This is a genomic window from Cellulosimicrobium sp. CpK407 (assembly GCF_051844275.1).
Taxonomy (GTDB): domain Bacteria; phylum Actinomycetota; class Actinomycetes; order Actinomycetales; family Cellulomonadaceae; genus Cellulosimicrobium; species Cellulosimicrobium cellulans_G.
In genome coordinates this window covers 150,738-167,723 of the sequence record NZ_JBGNYC010000004.1, presented here as the reverse complement: position 1 = coordinate 167,723, position 16,986 = coordinate 150,738, and the positions used below count along the sequence as shown (strand labels likewise).

At 72.3% G+C, this 16,986-nt stretch carries 15 protein-coding genes; 9 read left to right on the top strand and 6 right to left on the bottom strand.

The genetic code is table 11. The features are described 5' to 3' along the window. Positions 1-143 precede the first annotated feature (143 nt). From pyrH to ABWU78_RS03515, 8 genes are all read left to right on the top strand, one after another. Positions 144-899: a UMP kinase gene (pyrH, locus tag ABWU78_RS03550; RefSeq protein ID WP_253051283.1), complete on the top strand. Its 756-nt coding sequence runs from the start codon at positions 144-146 to the stop codon at positions 897-899. A 46-nt stretch (positions 900-945) separates the two neighbouring features. Beyond that, positions 946-1,503 carry a ribosome recycling factor gene (gene frr, locus ABWU78_RS03545; protein ID WP_253051284.1) on the top strand — a complete coding sequence of 186 codons (558 nt, stop codon included), beginning with the start codon at positions 946-948 and terminating at the stop codon, positions 1,501-1,503. Positions 1,504-1,535: 32 nt separating this feature from the next. Next, positions 1,536-2,393, top strand: coding sequence for a phosphatidate cytidylyltransferase (locus ABWU78_RS03540; protein ID WP_353708125.1), 858 nt, complete (start codon positions 1,536-1,538; stop codon positions 2,391-2,393). A gap of 125 nt (positions 2,394-2,518) precedes the next feature. Then, positions 2,519-3,610 (top strand): 23S rRNA (adenine(2503)-C(2))-methyltransferase RlmN, encoded by a 1,092-nt coding sequence (rlmN, locus tag ABWU78_RS03535; protein ID WP_253051465.1) that lies wholly within the window; start codon positions 2,519-2,521, stop codon positions 3,608-3,610. Then, positions 3,607-4,158 carry a DivIVA domain-containing protein gene (locus tag ABWU78_RS03530; RefSeq protein ID WP_253051286.1) on the top strand — a complete coding sequence of 184 codons (552 nt, stop codon included), beginning with the start codon at positions 3,607-3,609 and terminating at the stop codon, positions 4,156-4,158. The genes rlmN and ABWU78_RS03530 overlap by 4 nt, the downstream gene beginning before the upstream one ends. A 23-nt stretch (positions 4,159-4,181) precedes the next feature. Further along, positions 4,182-4,943: a class I SAM-dependent methyltransferase gene (locus ABWU78_RS03525; RefSeq protein ID WP_353708126.1), complete on the top strand. Its 762-nt coding sequence runs from the start codon at positions 4,182-4,184 to the stop codon at positions 4,941-4,943. 55 nt (positions 4,944-4,998) lie between these two features. Beyond that, positions 4,999-6,198, top strand: coding sequence for a 1-deoxy-D-xylulose-5-phosphate reductoisomerase (gene dxr / locus ABWU78_RS03520; RefSeq protein ID WP_353708127.1), 1,200 nt, complete (start codon positions 4,999-5,001; stop codon positions 6,196-6,198). 55 nt (positions 6,199-6,253) lie between these two features. After that, positions 6,254-7,564: a M50 family metallopeptidase gene (locus ABWU78_RS03515; protein ID WP_253051289.1), complete on the top strand. Its 1,311-nt coding sequence runs from the start codon at positions 6,254-6,256 to the stop codon at positions 7,562-7,564. An 89-nt stretch (positions 7,565-7,653) separates the two neighbouring features. Here the strand turns inward: ABWU78_RS03515 and ABWU78_RS03510 are convergent, their stop codons facing one another. The 6 genes from ABWU78_RS03510 to ABWU78_RS03485 all read right to left on the bottom strand — a co-directional run bounded on the left by ABWU78_RS03510 (position 7,654) and on the right by ABWU78_RS03485 (position 15,616). Next, on the bottom strand, positions 7,654-9,924 hold the full coding sequence (locus tag ABWU78_RS03510) for a glycoside hydrolase family 31 protein (RefSeq protein ID WP_353708128.1): 2,271 nt from the start codon (positions 9,922-9,924) through the stop codon (positions 7,654-7,656). Beyond that, positions 9,921-11,114 carry a glycoside hydrolase family 15 protein gene (locus ABWU78_RS03505; protein ID WP_353708129.1) on the bottom strand — a complete coding sequence of 398 codons (1,194 nt, stop codon included), beginning with the start codon at positions 11,112-11,114 and terminating at the stop codon, positions 9,921-9,923. The genes ABWU78_RS03510 and ABWU78_RS03505 overlap by 4 nt, the downstream gene beginning before the upstream one ends. An 88-nt stretch (positions 11,115-11,202) precedes the next feature. After that, positions 11,203-12,468: an ABC transporter substrate-binding protein gene (locus tag ABWU78_RS03500; RefSeq protein ID WP_353706758.1), complete on the bottom strand. Its 1,266-nt coding sequence runs from the start codon at positions 12,466-12,468 to the stop codon at positions 11,203-11,205. A gap of 43 nt (positions 12,469-12,511) precedes the next feature. Next, positions 12,512-13,408, bottom strand: a complete 897-nt coding sequence (locus ABWU78_RS03495) for a carbohydrate ABC transporter permease (protein WP_353706757.1) — start codon at positions 13,406-13,408, stop codon at positions 12,512-12,514. Next, positions 13,401-14,384, bottom strand: coding sequence for a carbohydrate ABC transporter permease (locus ABWU78_RS03490; protein WP_353706756.1), 984 nt, complete (start codon positions 14,382-14,384; stop codon positions 13,401-13,403). The genes ABWU78_RS03495 and ABWU78_RS03490 overlap by 8 nt, the downstream gene beginning before the upstream one ends. Continuing rightward, on the bottom strand, positions 14,384-15,616 hold the full coding sequence (locus tag ABWU78_RS03485; protein WP_353706755.1) for an ROK family protein: 1,233 nt from the start codon (positions 15,614-15,616) through the stop codon (positions 14,384-14,386). Before ABWU78_RS03485 ends, ABWU78_RS03490 begins: the two co-directional genes overlap by 1 nt. Positions 15,617-15,840: 224 nt before the next feature. Between ABWU78_RS03485 and ispG the strand changes: the two genes are divergently transcribed. Further along, entirely contained in the window at positions 15,841-16,980 is a 1,140-nt protein-coding gene (ispG, locus tag ABWU78_RS03480) for a flavodoxin-dependent (E)-4-hydroxy-3-methylbut-2-enyl-diphosphate synthase (protein WP_237843615.1), read from the top strand. The last annotated feature ends 6 nt before the right edge of the window (positions 16,981-16,986 follow it).

The window sequence follows — 16,986 nt, the reverse complement described above, 5'->3', positions numbered from 1 at the left end:
CCCCCCCCCTCTCCCCCCCCCCCCCCCCCCCCACCGCGCACCCGGCTCCGGGCGCGCGACGACCGGCGTCGTGCCGCACCATCGGGTGGGACGACGGCGGAGCAGGACCACCCCCCACCCCACCGGGCCAGGACGAAGGACAGGTGTCGACAGTGACGGCAGGCGAGCAGACCACGCCCCGCGAGGGTTCCGAGCACCGGCGGGTGCTCCTCAAGCTGTCGGGCGAGACGTTCGGCGGCGGGCAGATCGGTCTGGCGCCGGACGTCGTCCAGCGCGTGGCCCAGGAGATCGCGGACGCGGTCGCCCAGGGCGTGCAGGTCGCCATCGTCGTCGGCGGCGGGAACTTCTTCCGCGGCGCCGAGCTCTCCCAGCGCGGGCTCGACCGCGCGCGTGCCGACTACATGGGCATGCTCGGCACCGTCATGAACTGCCTCGCGCTCCAGGACTTCCTCGAGCAGGCGGGGGTGAAGACGCGCGTGCAGACCGCCATCACGATGGGCCAGGTCGCCGAGCCGTACATCCCGCTGCGGGCGATCCGCCACCTCGAGAAGGGCCGCGTCGTCATCTTCGGCGCCGGCGCCGGCATGCCCTACTTCTCCACCGACACGGTCTCCGTGCAGCGCGCCCTCGAGACGCACTGCCAGGAGGTCCTCATGGGCAAGAACGGCGTGGACGGCGTCTACACCGCCGACCCGCGCAAGGACCCGTCGGCGACGAAGCTCGACCACCTCACGTACACCGACGCGCTCGTCAACGACCTCGGGGTCATGGACGCGACGGCGCTGAGCCTGTGCCGGGACAACGACGTGCGGATGCGCGTCTTCGGCATGAGCGAGCCGGGGAACGTCACGCGTGCCCTGGTCGGCGAGAATATTGGCACACTGGTCACGACCGACTGACGACGGACACCGCACGACCCCACCGACGAACGACGAAGGAGCACTGGTGATCGACGAGACCCTCCTCGAGGCCGAGGAGAAGATGGACAAGGCCGTCGAGGTGGCCAAGGAGGACTTCGCCGCGATCCGCACGGGCCGTGCGAACGCCGCGATGTTCAACAAGATCACGGTCGACTACTACGGCGCGCCGACGCCGCTGCAGCAGCTCGCGTCGTTCACGGTGACCGAGGCGCGCACGATCCTCGTCTCCCCGTTCGACAAGAGCTCGATCACGGCGGTCGAGAAGTCGCTGCGCGACTCCGACCTCGGCGTGAACCCCTCCAACGACGGCAACGTCATCCGGGTCGTGCTGCCCGCCCTCACGGAGGAGCGCCGCCGTGACTTCGTGAAGCTCGCCAAGGCGAAGGCCGAGGACTCGCGCGTCGCGATCCGCAACGTGCGCCGTCGCGCCAAGGAGGAGCTGGACCGCATCGCGCGCGACGGCGAGGCCGGCGAGGACGAGGTCGGGCGCGCCGAGAAGGAGCTCGAGGCCCTCACCAAGGCGCACGTTGACCAGGTGGACGCGCTCCTCGCGGGCAAGGAGAGCGAGCTGCTCGAGGTCTGAGCACCTCGTCCGGCGAGCTCTTCCACGCACCGATGACCGACACCTCCTCGACGGCCGCCGGCGACAGCACCTCCGCGGCGCGCGCTCCCCAGGCGGGCCGCAACCTCCCCGTGGCGATCGCGGTGGGCCTCGGCCTGCTCGCGCTCGTCGCGGCGAGCCTCGCCTTCCGGCCCGAGTTCTTCGTGCTGCTCGCGACCGTGGCGGTCGGCGCCGCGCTGTGGGAGCTCGCCCAGGCGTTCAAGCGCCGCGAGCTGCACCTCCCGCTCCTCCCGCTCCTCGTGGGCACGGTCGGCATCCTCGTGTCCTCGTACTACTCGGGGCCCGAGGCCCTGCTCGTCTCCTTCATGCTCACGGTCGCGGGCGCGGTCGTGTGGCGGGTCATCGACGGGTCGGGGACGGCGGCGGTGCGCGACGCCGCGGCGGCCACGTTCGCGGCGGCGTACCTGCCGTTCATGGCGGGCTTCGTGATGCTCATGCTGGCCGCTCCCGACGGGCGCGTGCGGGTCCTGATCTTCATCCTGCTCGCCGTCGCGAACGACGTCGGCGGGTACGTCGCCGGCGTCCTGTTCGGGCGCCACCCGCTGGCCCCCTCCGTGAGCCCCAAGAAGTCCTGGGAGGGGCTGGCGGGCTCGTTCGTGCTCGCGACGGCGGTCGGCGTGGTCGGGGCCGTGGTGGGCCTCGGGGCGAGCCCGTTCGTGGGCGTCGCGCTGGGCATCCTCGCCCCGCTCACGGCGACGGTCGGCGACCTCGCCGAGTCGATGATCAAGCGCGACCTAGAATTGAAGGACATGGGGTCGCTCCTGCCCGGTCACGGAGGCATCCTGGACCGGCTCGACTCCATGCTCCTCACCGCCCCGTTCGTGTACGTGCTCCTCGCGCTGGCCGTCTGACAGCCGTCCGACGACCTGCTCGCACCGCGGTGCGAACCGTCCGCACGACCCCCCCACGCTTGGACCTCCTCATGACCGTCCGTTCCGTCCGCCCGTCCGCGGAGTCGAAGCCGCTCCCGCTCGTCATGACCGCGCCCCGGCGCGGCAAGCCGCCGCGCCACTTCGCCGACCTCGCGCCCGAGGAGGTGCGCGACGTCGTCGTCGAGCTCGGGGAGAAGCCGTTCCGCGCCAAGCAGCTCGCGACGCACTACTACGCGCACCTCACGCGCGACCCCGAGGCGATGACGGACCTGCCGAAGGCGACGCGCGACGTGCTCACGGACGCGCTCTTCCCGCCGCTGCTCACCGCGGCGCGCCGGATGGAGGCCGACGGCGGGACGACCGTCAAGACGCTGTGGCATCTCTTCGACGGCGCCAAGGTCGAGTCGGTGCTCATGCGGTACCCGCAGCGCTCCACGCTGTGCGTGTCGAGCCAGGCGGGCTGCGGCATGGCGTGCCCGTTCTGCGCGACGGGGCAGCTCGGCCTCACGCGCAACCTCTCCGTCGCCGAGATCGTCGAGCAGGTGCGCTCCGCCGCCCGGTCGCTCGCGGACGGGGAGATCCCCGGCGGCCCGACCCGGCTCAACAACCTCGTGTTCATGGGCATGGGGGAGCCGCTCGCCAACTACAAGGCCGTCATGGGCACGGTCCGACGCCTCGTGGCGCCGGCCCCGGACGGGCTCGGCATGTCGGCGCGCAACATCACGGTGTCGACGGTCGGCCTCGTCCCGGCGATGCGCAAGCTCGCCGACGAGGGGATCCCGGTGACGCTCGCGCTGTCGCTGCACGCCCCCGACGACGACCTGCGCAGCGAGCTCGTGCCGATCAACACGCGGTGGAGCGTCGACGAGACGCTCGACGCGGCGCGGCACTACTTCGAGGTCACCGGACGGCGCGTGAGCATCGAGTACGCGCTCATCAAGGACATGAACGACCACGCGTGGCGTGCCGACCTGCTCGGCGAGAAGCTCAACGCCCGGGGTCGCGGCTGGGTGCACGTCAACCCGATCCCGCTCAACCCGACGCCCGGCTCGATCTGGACGGCCAGCGACCCTGCCGTCGAGGCGGAGTTCGTGGCACGATTGCGCGGTCACGGGATCCCGACGACGATCCGTGACACCCGCGGCAGCGACATCGACGGTGCCTGCGGGCAGCTCGCGGCAGAGGAGGACGAGTGAGTTCGCTGTTCACCACGGTCGGCAAGACCCGGAACGGGTACGACCCCGAGGAGGTCGACGACTTCTTCGAGCACGCCCGCGACGTGTACGAGGGCCGGGTGCAGGAGCGGCTGACCAGCACCGAGATCCAGGCCTCGGTCTTCGACCTGGTCCGTGGGGGGTACGACACGCACGAGGTCGACGCGGCGCTGGACCGCCTCGAGGGTGCGTTCATCGCGCGCCAGCGCGCCGAGTACGTCGCCGCCCACGGCCAGCAGGCCTGGATGAACGCGCTCGCCGAGCGCGCCCGGTCGCTCTACGGCCGCCTGGGCCGCCCGGACGGTGAGAAGTTCGCGCTCGCGGAGCGCGGCAAGCCTGCGTACGACATCGACGACGTGGACGACCTGTGCGACCGGCTCGTCGCCTACTTCGACCGTCAGGTGCCGATCACCGCGGCGGAGATCCGCTCCGCGACGTTCGGCCGTGCGCGGGGTCGCGACGGGTACGCGGAGGGTCCGGTCGACGCGTTCTTCGCCCGCGCCATCGAGGTCCTGCTCGGCGTCGAGTGACGACGCATCAGGACCCGACGCGCGTGAGCCTCGATCCGCGGACGTCCGCGAACCCGCTGGTGCGCCGCGCCGCCTCGTGGCTGAAGGCGGCCAACGACCGGCACCCGTGGAACCACAACGAGCACTTCCACGGCTGGGTCGTGCGCCGGGTGCCGCGCGGCGCCCGGGTCGTGCTCGACGTGGGCTGCGGGGCCGGCGTGCTGCTCGGCCGGCTGCGCGGCCGGGCTCCCGAGGTCCACGGGATCGACGCCGACGCGGGCATGGTCGCCCAGGCTCTGGCGCGCCTCGCCGCCGACCCCGCCGTGACCGTCCGGCAGCTCGGGTTCGACGACGTCCGCTCGCCCGACGACGTCCGCTCACCCGGCGAGCCCGGTCCTCGGGAACGCCCCACCGGCCCGGACGCCCGGGTGGGCGGGGGCTACGACGCGGTGACGATGGTCGCGGTGCTGCACCATCTCGACCTCGACGACGGACTCGCGCACGCCCGCAGCCTCCTCGCCCCGGGCGGGCGGCTGCTCGTCGTCGGCCTCGCGCGCGTGGTGTCGGCGCGCGACCTCGCGGTCGACGTCCCGTCGGCGCTCCTCAACCCCCTCGTGGGCCTCGTCAAGCACCCGCGCCGAGCCCGGCCCGGGGATCCCGGGACGGACGCCCCGGGCATGCCGGTCCGGGACTCGCGGCACACCGTCGACGAGATCGCGCGCACGGCCCGGGCGCACCTGCCCGGGGTGCGCGTGCGCCGTCGGCTCTTCTTCCGGTACACGCTCGAGTGGACGGCCCCGCGCTGACGCGTCGGGACACGCCGTGCGCACGCACCGCCCGCGGCCTGGGAGGATGGGAACCATGCCCGACGGACCCGCCCCCGCCCTCCGCACCGTGACGATCCTCGGCTCGACCGGGTCGATCGGCACGCAGGCGATCGACGTCGTCCAGGCCCACCCCGACCGGTTCCGCGTCGACGCGCTCTCGGCGGGCGGCGGAGACGTGGAGCTGCTCGCGCGCCAGGCCGCGACGCTGGGCGTGCGCGCGGTCGGCGTCGCCGACGCGTCGCGCGCCACGGCGCTGGGCGAGGCGCTGGCGCGCGCCTTCGCCGGACGTGCGGACGTCCCCGAGGTGCTCGCCGGGCCCGACGCCGCCGCTGCGCTCGCCGCCCGGGGGAGCGACGTCGTCCTCAACGGCGTCACGGGTTCCGTCGGGCTCGGCCCGACGCTCGCCGCGCTGCGCGCCGGGTCCACGCTGGCCCTCGCGAACAAGGAGTCGCTCGTCGCCGGGGGTGCCCTGGTGCGCGCGGCGCAGCAGCACGCCGACCAGATCGTGCCCGTCGACTCCGAGCACTCGGCCATCGCGCAGTGCCTGCGGTCCGGGACGCGGGCCGAGGTGCGCCGCCTGATCCTGACCGCCTCCGGCGGGCCCTTCCGCGGGTGGGACGCGGACGCGGTCAAGGCGGCGACGGTCGAGCAGGCGCTCGCGCACCCCACGTGGGCCATGGGTCCGGTCGTCACCGTGAACTCCGCGAGCCTCATGAACAAGGGCCTCGAGCTCATCGAGGCGCACCTGCTGTTCGACGTCCCCGCCGACGACATCACGGTCGTCGTCCACCCGCAGTCCGTGGTGCACTCGATGGTCGAGTTCGTCGACGGCTCGACGATCGCGCAGGCGTCGCCCCCCGACATGCGCCTGCCCATCGCGCTCGGGCTGTCGTGGCCCGAGCGGCTCGACCCCGTGACCCCGCCGTGCGACTGGACGGCCGCGACGTCGTGGACGTTCGAGCCCCTCGACGACGCCGCGTTCCCCGCGGTGAGCCTCGCGCGCGCCGCCGTCGCGGCGAGCGCGACCCACCCGGCGGTCTACAACGCCGCCAACGAGGAGGCCGTCGCGGCCTTCCTCAGCGGACGCGCAGGTTTCGGTGACATCGTGACGACCGTCGAGCGTGTGCTCGCGGCGCACGACGGAACCTCCGCGGACGCCGTGACGTTGGACGACGTGGCGGAGGCCGAGGCCTGGGCGCGCGCCCGCGCGCGCGAGATCCTGGACCGCCGGTGACGAGCAACCGTCCGGTCGCGTCGAGCGCCCGGGCCGAGAAGGAGCAGAGGGACAGATGGCGACGCTGATCGGCATCCTCGTGATCGTGGTCGGGATCGTCGTCTCGATCGCGCTGCACGAGGTCGGGCACATGGTGCCCGCGAAGAGGTTCGGCGTCCGCGTGAGCCAGTACATGGTCGGGTTCGGCCCGACCCTGTGGTCGCGCACCCGGGGCGAGACCGAGTACGGGTTCAAGGCGATCCCGCTCGGCGGCTACGTCCGCCTCGTCGGCATGTACCCGCCCGCGCCCGCCGGTGCGCGCCCGCGGGGGAACGGCTTCTTCTCGCAGGTCGTCGCCGACGCCCGCGACGCGAGCACCGAGGAGATCCGGCCCGGCGAGGAGCACCGGGCCTTCTACAACCTCTCCGCGCCCAAGAAGGTCGTCGTCATGCTCGGCGGTCCCTTCATGAACCTCCTCATCGCGTTCGTGCTCATGGCGATCGTGTGCGTCGGCATCGGCCTGCCCGCCGTCACGACGACGGTCGGGTCCGTGTCCGCGTGCGTCCCGTCGGTCGTCGCGACCGAGCAGGAGGAGTGCGCGGCCACGGCCGACCCGTCGCCGGCGGCCGCCGCCGGACTGGAGCCGGGCGACACCGTGGTGTCGTTCGACGGCACGGAGGTCACCTCCTGGGACCAGCTCTCGGGGATGATCCGCGGCTCCGCCGGCCAGGCGACGCCCGTCGTCGTCGAGCGCGACGGCGAGCAGGTCGACCTCACCATCACGCCCGTCGACGTGGAGCGCCAGGTCGTCGCCGAGGACGGGACGCCCGTCGTGGACGAGTCCGGCGACCCGGTGACCGAGCCCGCCGGCTTCGTCGGCTTCACCCCGACGGTGGAGCGGCAGCCCACGGGGATCGGCGTCGCGGCCGAGGCCACGTGGCAGCAGGTGAGCGGCACGGCGGGGATCATCGTCACCCTGCCCGTGAAGGTCTACGAGGCCGCCCAGGCCGCGTTCACCGACGCGCCCCGCGGCCAGGACTCCGTGATGAGCGTCGTCGGCGTCGGCCGTGTCGCGGTGGACGTGGCAGGTGCCGAGAGCCCGGTCCTCGACCGCGTCGTCACGATGCTCATGCTGCTCGCCGCGCTCAACGTGGCCCTGTTCGTCTTCAACCTCATCCCGCTGCTGCCGCTCGACGGCGGGCACGTCGTCAACGCCCTCTACGAGGGGGCCAAGCGCACGGTCGCCCGGGTCCGCGGCCTCCCGCGCCCCGGCCCCGCGGACCTCGCCCGCATGATGCCCGTCGCGTACGTCATGTTCGTCGTCCTCGTCGGCGTCGGCGCCCTCCTCATCCTCGCCGACATCATCGACCCCGTCCGCCTGACCTGAGCGCACGGACGGGCCCGGGACCACGCCTCTGCGGGTCCCGGGCCCGTCCTCTTGCGCGACGTCTTGCTGACCGCTACGCCGGAGCCGCGCTACGCCTGGAACACCGGCGCGAGGCGCTCCCACGCGTCGGTGCGGACGTACACGGGGATGACGTCGCGCGGCACCGGACGGGTGACGACCTGGCCCGGGCCGCGTCGCTCACCCGTGGCGGGTCGCCCCGTCCACGCGTCCACCCAGTCGCCGGCCGGGAGGTACGTGCTCCACGACGTGGCTCCCTCCTGCGTCACCGGGTGCACGAGGAGGTCGTCCCCGAGCTGGAACTCGTCCGCGTGCGCCCACACGTTCTCGTCGTGCGCGTGGTCGACGAACAGGCCGCGCATGAGCGGCGCGCCCGTGGCGATCGAGCGGCGCGCCTGCTCGGCGACGTAGGGCACGAGCCGCTCGCGGAGCTGGGCGTAGGCGCGGAACACGTCGACGACCTCCGGGTCGTCGTTCGTCTCCGCGACGTACCACGGTGTGCGGTCGCGCAGCGGCCGCCGGTGGTGGTTGAACTCGGAGTGGTACTGCATGACGGGGGTGAACGTCGCGGCCGCGACGCCGCGCAGGTACAGCTCGGAGCCCGGCACGGGGCCGGAGAACCCGGCGAGGTCCCAGCCCCAGTAGACGATGCCGCACGCCGAGGCGGTGATGCCCGCGGTCATGGACCAGCGGAACGCCTCCCACGTGGAGTTCTCGTCGCCCGCCCAGTGCAGGCCGTGCGCCTGCGAGCCGGTGAACCCGGCGCGGGAGAACGTCACGGGTGCCTTGCCGTTCTTGCGCAGCAGGTCGCCGAACGCGCGCGCGTAGTGGACGGGGTACAGGTTGTTGCCCTCGTCGCCGCGGCGCCCGTCGCCGTATCGGAGCTCGTCGCCCCAGGCGTGCTCGCCGCCATCGGTCTTGAAGCCGTCGACGTCGAGCTCGCCGACGAGGTACTGCCGCCGCGCGGTCCACCACTCGCGGCCCTCGGGAGTCGACAGGTCGGCCATGAGGGACTGCGGGAACCACCACCCGCGGTTGTGGTACGCGCTGCCGTCGGCCTCGCGGACGGCGTGCCCGGCCGCGACCATGGCACGGCCGTCGGCGAGGACCTGCGCGTCGTGCGGCACGTCGGGGCCGAGGTCGTGCTCGGTCTTGAGGAGCGGGATCTGCCACAGGACGACCTTGACGCCGCGAGCGTGAAGCTCGTCGATCATGCCCTGAGGGTCGGGCCACGCGCCGTCGGCCGGGTAGGTGAAGTCGTCCGCGGAGTGTGGTGCGCCGTCGGCATGGACCGCGTACCGGGCGTCGCGGAAGATCGTGATGCCCTCCTCGTCGCTCCACGCTTCGATGACGACCACGCCCACGGGGATGTCGAGATCACGGTGCGCGTCCATCTGGCTCATGACGAGCTGCTGGGTGTTCCACTCGTTGCCGGAGGCCCACAGACGCAGGACCCACTCAGGGAGCTCCTCGGCGCGACCGACCTCGTCGCCGAACGCCTTGAGGACCGCGGTCGGGTCGCCCTCGTAGACGCCGACGTCGAGCGCCGCGTCGTCCCCGAGCGCGGCCTCGATCACGAGACGATCGGGCGCCGTGGCGGCGACGTCGTACCAGGTGCGGCGCGAGGTGCGGACGTGGAAGCCCCAGCCCTCACCGCCGACGACGTGCGCGAACGGCATGGGCAGGTAGGTGCGGCCCGTCGCGCCCTGCGACTTGTACTGCTCGAACACGACGGCGTCGAGGCGCTTGCCGCGCTGGTCGACCGCGTCGAAGCGCTCGCCGAAGCCGACGACGTGCTCGGAGTCGGCGAGGCGGAACGCGAGGCGCACGCGGTGCGCGCGGTCCTGGTCGACCCACCACTCGACCGAGCCGGGGACGACGAGGGGGTGCTCGTCGGCGGGGACCCCGCCCACGGTCACGCCGCGGGAACCGGCGGGGGCGGTCGAGGTCCACGCGCCCGCGCTGACCTCGAACCACTCGGTGCTCACGCCGTCGGCCGTGAAGCGGTAGCGGTAGCGGCGCCCGGCGTCGAGGACGGGGCTGGTGGCGTGCCAGGCGCCGTCGGCGGCGAGCTGGCCCGCCTGCGCCGCGGCGAGGTGGCCGTCGCCGCCCGCGAGGGCCGCCGCGTCGGCCGGCGAGACAGAGCCGGGCGCGACGCCGAGACTCGTGACCTGCTCGCCGTCGTCCCACTCGCACGTGACGGCGACGTCGGCGGGGGCGTTCTCGACGACGACGCCCAGGCTGACGGCACTGCCGGCGTGCGGGCGTACGGGCACGCGCTGGTCGGCCGACGCGGCGTAGGGGTGGCCGATGCCGGCCGGGCGGTGGATCAGGGTCGTCATGGGTGCTGCTCCGTCGTCGTGTCGGTCAAGAGGCCGAGCTCGTCGGCCAGGATCAGGTACATGCCGTGGGACCAGAGCAGGGGCAGGGCCACGGGCCCCCACTTCTCGATCCACTCGTCGCGCGAGTCGGCGTGCAGGAGGTGGTCGGGGACCTGCTCGGGCATCTGCCCGTCGGGTTCGGCCTGGGAGGCGATCCACCGCAGGTGGCGCCACGCCTCGTCGGTCCGACCGGCGCGCGCGTGGTTCCAGCCGAGCAGGGCCGACAGCAGGAGCCACTGGCCGCCCCCGTAGAACACGTCGGCGCGGAAGCGGTGCACGCCGCCGTCCACGTCGAGGTCGCGCGCGACGGCGTCGAGCGTGGCCTCCGCGACGGGTGATCCGGGCTCGACGAGGCCGAACGGGACGACGCACGCGGCGAGCGACGCGTCGACCGCGCCCGAACCGAACCACTTCGCGAGGTGCGGAGCGTCGGGGTCGCTCGCGCGGCCCGACGTCATGCCCTCGGCGTGCACGAGCGCGACGATCTCCTCGGCGATCCGGAGGGCGCGCATCGAGCGCGCGTCGTCGAGGAGGGGGGAGCCGTCGGCCGACCGGGCGCCCGCGACGGCCATGAGGCCCGCGCGGACCGGGGCCAGGGTCGAGGGGTGGCGCTCCTCGACGTGCTCCTCCCACCAGTCGTAGCAGGGGAGGCGCCACGTCGCGAAGAGGTAGTCGACCGCGATCCGTACGGCGTCGCGGTAGGCGTCGAGAGGGCGGCCGTGACGCTCCGCGTGCGTCACGAGCTGCCACAGCCACATGCCGTACCCGTCGGTCTGGAAGTCCCACCAGGGGTCCTGACCGTCGGATCCGTCGAGCCGGAACCGCGTGGGCAGCATGTCCGTCAGCGGCAGCTCCTCCCCGGCCTCGGCCCGAGCGAGCAGTGCCGCGACGTGCTCGCCGCGGGACGTCAGGACGCCCACGGCCCACCGGTGGAAGCGGTCGACGGACTCGACGTCGCCGTAGCGGGACATCCCCTCGGCGACGAACGACCCGTCACGGAACCACGCATAGCCCTGGTAGGCGCTGAACGTCGGCGAGGCGGGGTAGGCGCCGCCGACGTCCTGGTGCTGTGAGATCACCTCCGCGCTGACGTGCGCCAGGTCGCGCAGGTGGTCGAGGTCGTCGGTCGTCGCGGGAAGGGCGATGCTCATGGATGTCGTCCTGGGTGGTGAGGGTGGGTGGATCCGGGGGTGGCGGGTCGTGGTGCAGGGGGCACCACGACCCGCCGGCTGGGTGAGGTCAGCCGAGCAGTGCGTCGACGCGCGAGGCGGCGTCGGCTACGGCCTGCTCGACCGTCTTGCGGCCCGCGGCCGCGTTCGACAGCTCCTCGTTGATCGCGTCCTGCATCTCCTGCTGCGAGGCGGTCACGGGCGGGAGCGCGACGGAGTCGAGCGAGTCGATCACGGCCTGACGGTTCGCGGGCGGCGTCTGCTCCAGGTACGGGGCGAGGTCCTCCTCGTCGGCGACGGGCGGCAGCTCCCACGAGCTCGCGAGACGGGTGTCGATCGCGGTCGGCGACGACGTGAGGAACTCGGCGAAGTCCTGCGCGGCCTCCTTCTGCTTCGAGGCGGCAGTCACGGCGACACCGTTGGTGAACAGGGCCGAAGCCTTGTCGACGTCACCGGGCTCGACGACGATGTCCCACTCGAGTCCCTCGACCTGGGACAGGGCGTCGAACATCCAGATGCCCGAGTGCCACATGCCGAGCTTGCCCGCAGAGAACAGGTCCTTGTCGTAGTCGGGGGTGCTGGACCCGTCGGCCTCGGTCGGCATGACCGTACCGGGCTTGGTCACGAGCCAGGTCGCGGCCTTGATGCCCTCGGGGCTGTCGAACGCCGTGGCCGTGCCGTCCTCGGTGAAGAACTGGCCGCCTGCCTGGTCCAGCACCTTGTAGAACTCGTGGAACGTGACGGGTTGGAAGTCGCCGTACACGCCTGCCGCGACGTCGGTGAGCGCGGTGGCCGCGGCCTGCTCGTCCTCCCAGGTCCAGTCGGCGGTGGGGTAGTCGAGGCCCGCGGCGTCGAAGAGCGACGTGTTGTAGTACATGACGACGTTCGAGTACGACGACGGAAGGCCGTACTGCGTGCCGTCGAGCGCGAAGGACTCCAGGAGGGTGTCCTTGTACGCCGAGGCGTCGACGTCCTCGAGCGGTGCGAGGGCGCCCGACTCGGCGTAGGACACGAAGTTCTCGTAGTTGAGGTCCACGACGTCCGCGACGGTCTGGCCCGCGAACGCGGTCTGCAGCTTGGTGAAGTAGTCCGCGAAGGGGATCGTCTCGACCTGGACGTCGACCTCGGGGTTGTCCTTCTCGTATGCCGCGACGATGGTGTCGAGGTCCTGCTCGTGCCCGTCGTTGGACGTGAAGTTCATGTAGCGCACGACGGTCTTTCCGTCCTCGCCCGCGGTCGTCGTGGCGGAACCCTGGGCGCAGGCCGTGAGGGCCGTGACGCAGATGAGGGCGAGGGGGACGAGCGCAGCGGTGCGCTGGGTGAAGCGTGAGGCCATGAGACCTCTCCTTTCGGTGCGGGTGCGTGCTGTGGGTCGGGGTCTACTTGAGCCCGGTGTGGGACATCCCGGCGATGATGTGGCGCTGGGCGAACATGTAGACGACCGCGATGGGCAGGATCGAGACGACCGAGCCGGCCATGACGACGTCCCACTGGGTCGTGAACTGGCCCTGGAGCGTGGACAGGCCCAGGGGGAGGGTCATCAGCTCGGGCGAGCGGATGACGACCAGCGGCCACAGGAAGCTGTTCCAGGAGCCCATGAACGCGAACACCGCGAGGGTCGCGAGCGCGGGCTTCACGAGCGGCAGGACGATCTGCCCGAAGATCCGCAGGTGCCCGGCGCCGTCGAGCGTCGCGGCCTCGTCGAGCTCGCGCGGCACGCCGTCGACGGCCTGGCGGAGCAGGAAGATGCCGAACGCGGACGCGATCGTGGGCGCGAGGAGCGCGAAGTAGGTGTCGTTGAGGTTGAGCCGGGTCATCTGGATGAACAGCGGCACCACGAGGACCTGGAGCGGGATCATGAGCGTCGCGAGGTACGCCGCGAACAGGATGGGCTTGCCCTTGAAGTGCAGGCGGCTGAACCCGTAGGCCGCCATGGAGCCGGTGATCATCTGGAGCAGGGTCGCGACGACCGCGACCCCGAACGAGTTCGCGATGATCCGCCAGATCGGCATGGACGCCATGAGGGTTCGGTACGCGTCGAGCGTCGGGTCCTCGACGATCAGCGACGGGCCACCCGACAGGGAGCCGCTGGGCGTGATCGACGTGATGACGGTCCACAGGAACGGAAACAGCATGAGGACCGCGCCGACGACGACGGACAGGTAGAGGCCGACCCGGCCGAGGACCTGGCGCGCGTTGCGCCGGGGCTGACGTGGCCTCGCGCGAGCCGGTGAGGCGGGACTCGTGACGGCGGTCGGGACGAGGGTCTCAGGCATGGTTCACCCACCTGCGCTGACCGCGCATCTGGAGCGCGGTGACGATGAGGATCAGGACGAAGAGGATCCAGGACAGGGCGGACGCGTCACCCGCCCGGCCGTATCGGAACGTCAGGTCGTAGATCTGGCCGACGACGACCTGGCTGGCACCGGACGGCCCGCCGCCGGTCATCACGTACACCTGGTCGAAGACCTGGAAGCCGTTGATGAGCGAGATGACGACCACGAAGAAGGTCGACGGGGACAACAGCGGGAGGGTGATGTGCCAGAAGCGCTTCCAACCGCCCGCGCCGTCGACCCGGGCGGCCTCCAGGACCTCCCCGGGGATCGACTGCAGCCCTGCGAGCAGGATGACCATGACGAAACCGAGGTCCTTCCACGCCGAGGCGAGGATGACCGACGGCATGGCCCACTGCGGGTCCGTCCACCAGCCGGGGGGCGTCAGCTCGGTGCCGAGGATCCCGTTGATCCCGGTGAGGACGGGCTCGATGAGCTGGTTCACGAGCCCGTTCGAGGGGTTCAGCAGCCACTGCCACACGAGGGCGACGACGACCCAGCTCGTGATGACGGGAAGGAAGTACGCCGCGCGGAAGATCGTGCGGCCCTTGAACGCCCGGTTGAGGAGCATGGCCAGACCGAGACCGCCGACGTACACGAGCGGCAGGTAGCCCACGATGTAGAACAGCGTGTTCCCGAGGACCCGCCAGGTGTCGCCCGACGTGAGCAGGTCGGCGTAGTTGTCGAGCCCGACCCACTCCATGGGGGAGACGAGGTTCCAGTCGTGCAGGCTGACCCACAGCGAGCTGACCATGGGTGCGAGGGTGAAGAGCGCGAGCGGGACGGCGCTCGGGAGCAGGAAGAACGCGACCCACCCGCGGTTGCGCCACCGCGATCCCGCGGAGGTGCGACGGCGGCGACGGGGTGCGGTGCCGCCCTCGGCTGCGGGTCGTGGCGGTGCGGTGGCCGGGACGGTCATCACGCCCTCCTCGCGGCGGTCGGGGTCGGCTCGGCACCGACGTCGGAGTGCAGGCGGGCCACGACGAGACGGCCCTGCTCGCCCGAGGCGCCCGCGGCGTCGAAGGGCGTCGCGAGGACGAGGGCTGCGGCACCGAGCGCCCACTTGTCGTCTGCCCACGGCTCGACGACGAACGGCATGGCGCGACGCGAGGGCAGCAGGTGCGCGCGGAAGGCCGCGTCGAACCCGCTCCGCCAGTGCGCCCAGGCGCCGATGCCTTCGCCGAGGAGGATCACGAGCTCGGGGTCGAGGAGGTGCACGACACCGGCGAGGGTGCGCCCGAGCATGCGACCGGCGTCGCGGTAGAGGTCGCGGGCCGCTGGGTCGCCCGCCTCGGCCCGGACCGCCAGGTCCGCGACGGTCTCGCCGGGGCGCAGGATCCCGGCGGTGACGGCCCGAGCGCGCAACGCGTCGTCTCCGATGAAGGACTCGAGGCAGCCGACGTTGCCGCACGTGCAGGGCGGCCCGTCGTCGTGGACCGGGAAGTGGCCGATCTCGCCCGCCCCACCGGCCGCGCCGCGCCGGATCGTGCCGTCGACGACGAGACCCGAGCCGATGCCGCGCCCGATCGTCAGGACGAGGAAGGAGCTGTGGTCGCGACCGACGCCGTAGAGCTGCTCGGCCACCGCGAGGGTGTTGACGTCGTTCTCGACGAGGACGGGCAGGTCGAGCGCGCGGCGCAGGGACGCGCCCACCGGCACGCCGTTCCAGCCGAGCGTGGGCGCGACCACGACGCCCGAGGCCTGGGAGTCGACCGAGCCGGGAAGACCGACGCCCGCGCCGAGGACGGGACCTTCCTGCGCGTCGACGGTCTCGCGCAGGAGGCGGCCGAGCGTGTCGAGGGCGTCGGGACTCGCCGGGTCGAAGGGGTGGGAGGACTGGTCGAAGGTGCTGCCGTCGAAGCCGACCGAGACGATCGCGACGTGGTCCGCGGTGACCTTCGCGCCGATCGCCCGTGGCGCCGGCCCGTCGGCGAGGCCGAGAAGGCGCCCGGGCCGTCCGCCCGTGCTGGGCACGGTCTCCAGCTCGACGAGGAGGCCCCGGTCGACGAGGTCCTTGGTCACCTGTGTGACGGTCGCGGGGCTGACGCCCAGCTCCCGAGCGATCGCCGCCCGGCTGCGGGGGCCGCGTGAGCCGACCAGCGCCAGCGTGGCGGCTCCGCTCAGGTCTCCCCGGTTCGGGGTCTGGCGCATCCGGAACTCCTTTGTTTCGCAATAACTTTAGAGGCAAACTAAGTCGCTGCGGCAGATGTGTCAAGGCATGCGCAGGGGTCGGGCGCCGAGCGTCCGTCGCCGTGGAGGATCCGCGACGAAGTCCGGGACGCGGAGGAGAGGTGCGTGGTCGCTCGTGGGCGGGCGCGCCCTCGGGTCGGCCGACGGGGGATACTAGGGGCGTGAGCGTACCCATCAGTCTCGGAATGCCTGCTGCCCCGCCGCCGGTCCTCGCCCCGCGACGCAAGAGCCGCAAGATCAAGGTCGGCAAGGTGGACGTCGGCGGCGACGCGCCGATCAGCGTCCAGTCGATGACGACGACGCCGACGACGGACATCAACGCGACGCTCCAGCAGATCGCGGAGCTCACGGCGTCGGGCTGCGACATCGTGCGCGTGGCGGTCCCGAGCGCGGACGACGCGCTCGCGCTGCCGGCGATCGCGAAGAAGTCGCAGATCCCCGTGATCGCGGACATCCACTTCCAGCCCAAGTACGTGTTCGCCGCGATCGACGCGGGCTGCGCCGCGGTGCGCGTGAACCCGGGCAACATCCGCAAGTTCGACGACCAGGTCAAGGAGATCGCGAAGGCGGCCTCGGACGCGGGCGTGTCGCTGCGCATCGGCGTGAACGCCGGGTCTCTCGACCCGCGACTGCTCGCAAAGTACGGCAAGGCGACGCCCGAGGCGCTGGTCGAGTCGGCGGTGTGGGAGGCGTCGCTCTTCGAGGAGCACGGGTTCCACGACTTCAAGATCTCGGTGAAGCACAACGACCCGGTCGTCATGGTGCGGGCGTACGAGCTGCTCGCGGAGGCGGGGGACTGGCCGCTGCACCTCGGCGTGACCGAGGCCGGACCGGCGTTCCAGGGCACGATCAAGTCGGCCACGGCGTTCGGCGCGCTGCTGAGCAAGGGCATCGGCGACACGATCCGCGTCTCGCTGTCCGCGCCCCCGGTCGAGGAGGTCAAGGTCGGGAACCAGATCCTCCAGGCGCTCAACCTGCGCCCCCGCAAGCTCGAGATCGTCTCCTGCCCGTCGTGCGGGCGCGCCCAGGTGGACGTCTACACGCTCGCGGAGAAGGTCACGGCCGGGCTCGAGGGCATGGAGGTGCCGCTGCGCGTCGCCGTCATGGGCTGCGTCGTCAACGGCCCGGGCGAGGCGCGCGAGGCGGACCTCGGCGTCGCGTCGGGCAACGGCAAGGGCCAGATCTTCGTCAAGGGCGAGGTCGTCAAGACGGTGCCGGAGGCGCTGATCGTGGAGACGCTCATCGAGGAGGCGCTGCGCATCGCGGAGACCATGACGCCGGAGAACGACGCGCAGGCCGGTCCGCCGGTCGTCACGGTCGGCTGACGGTCC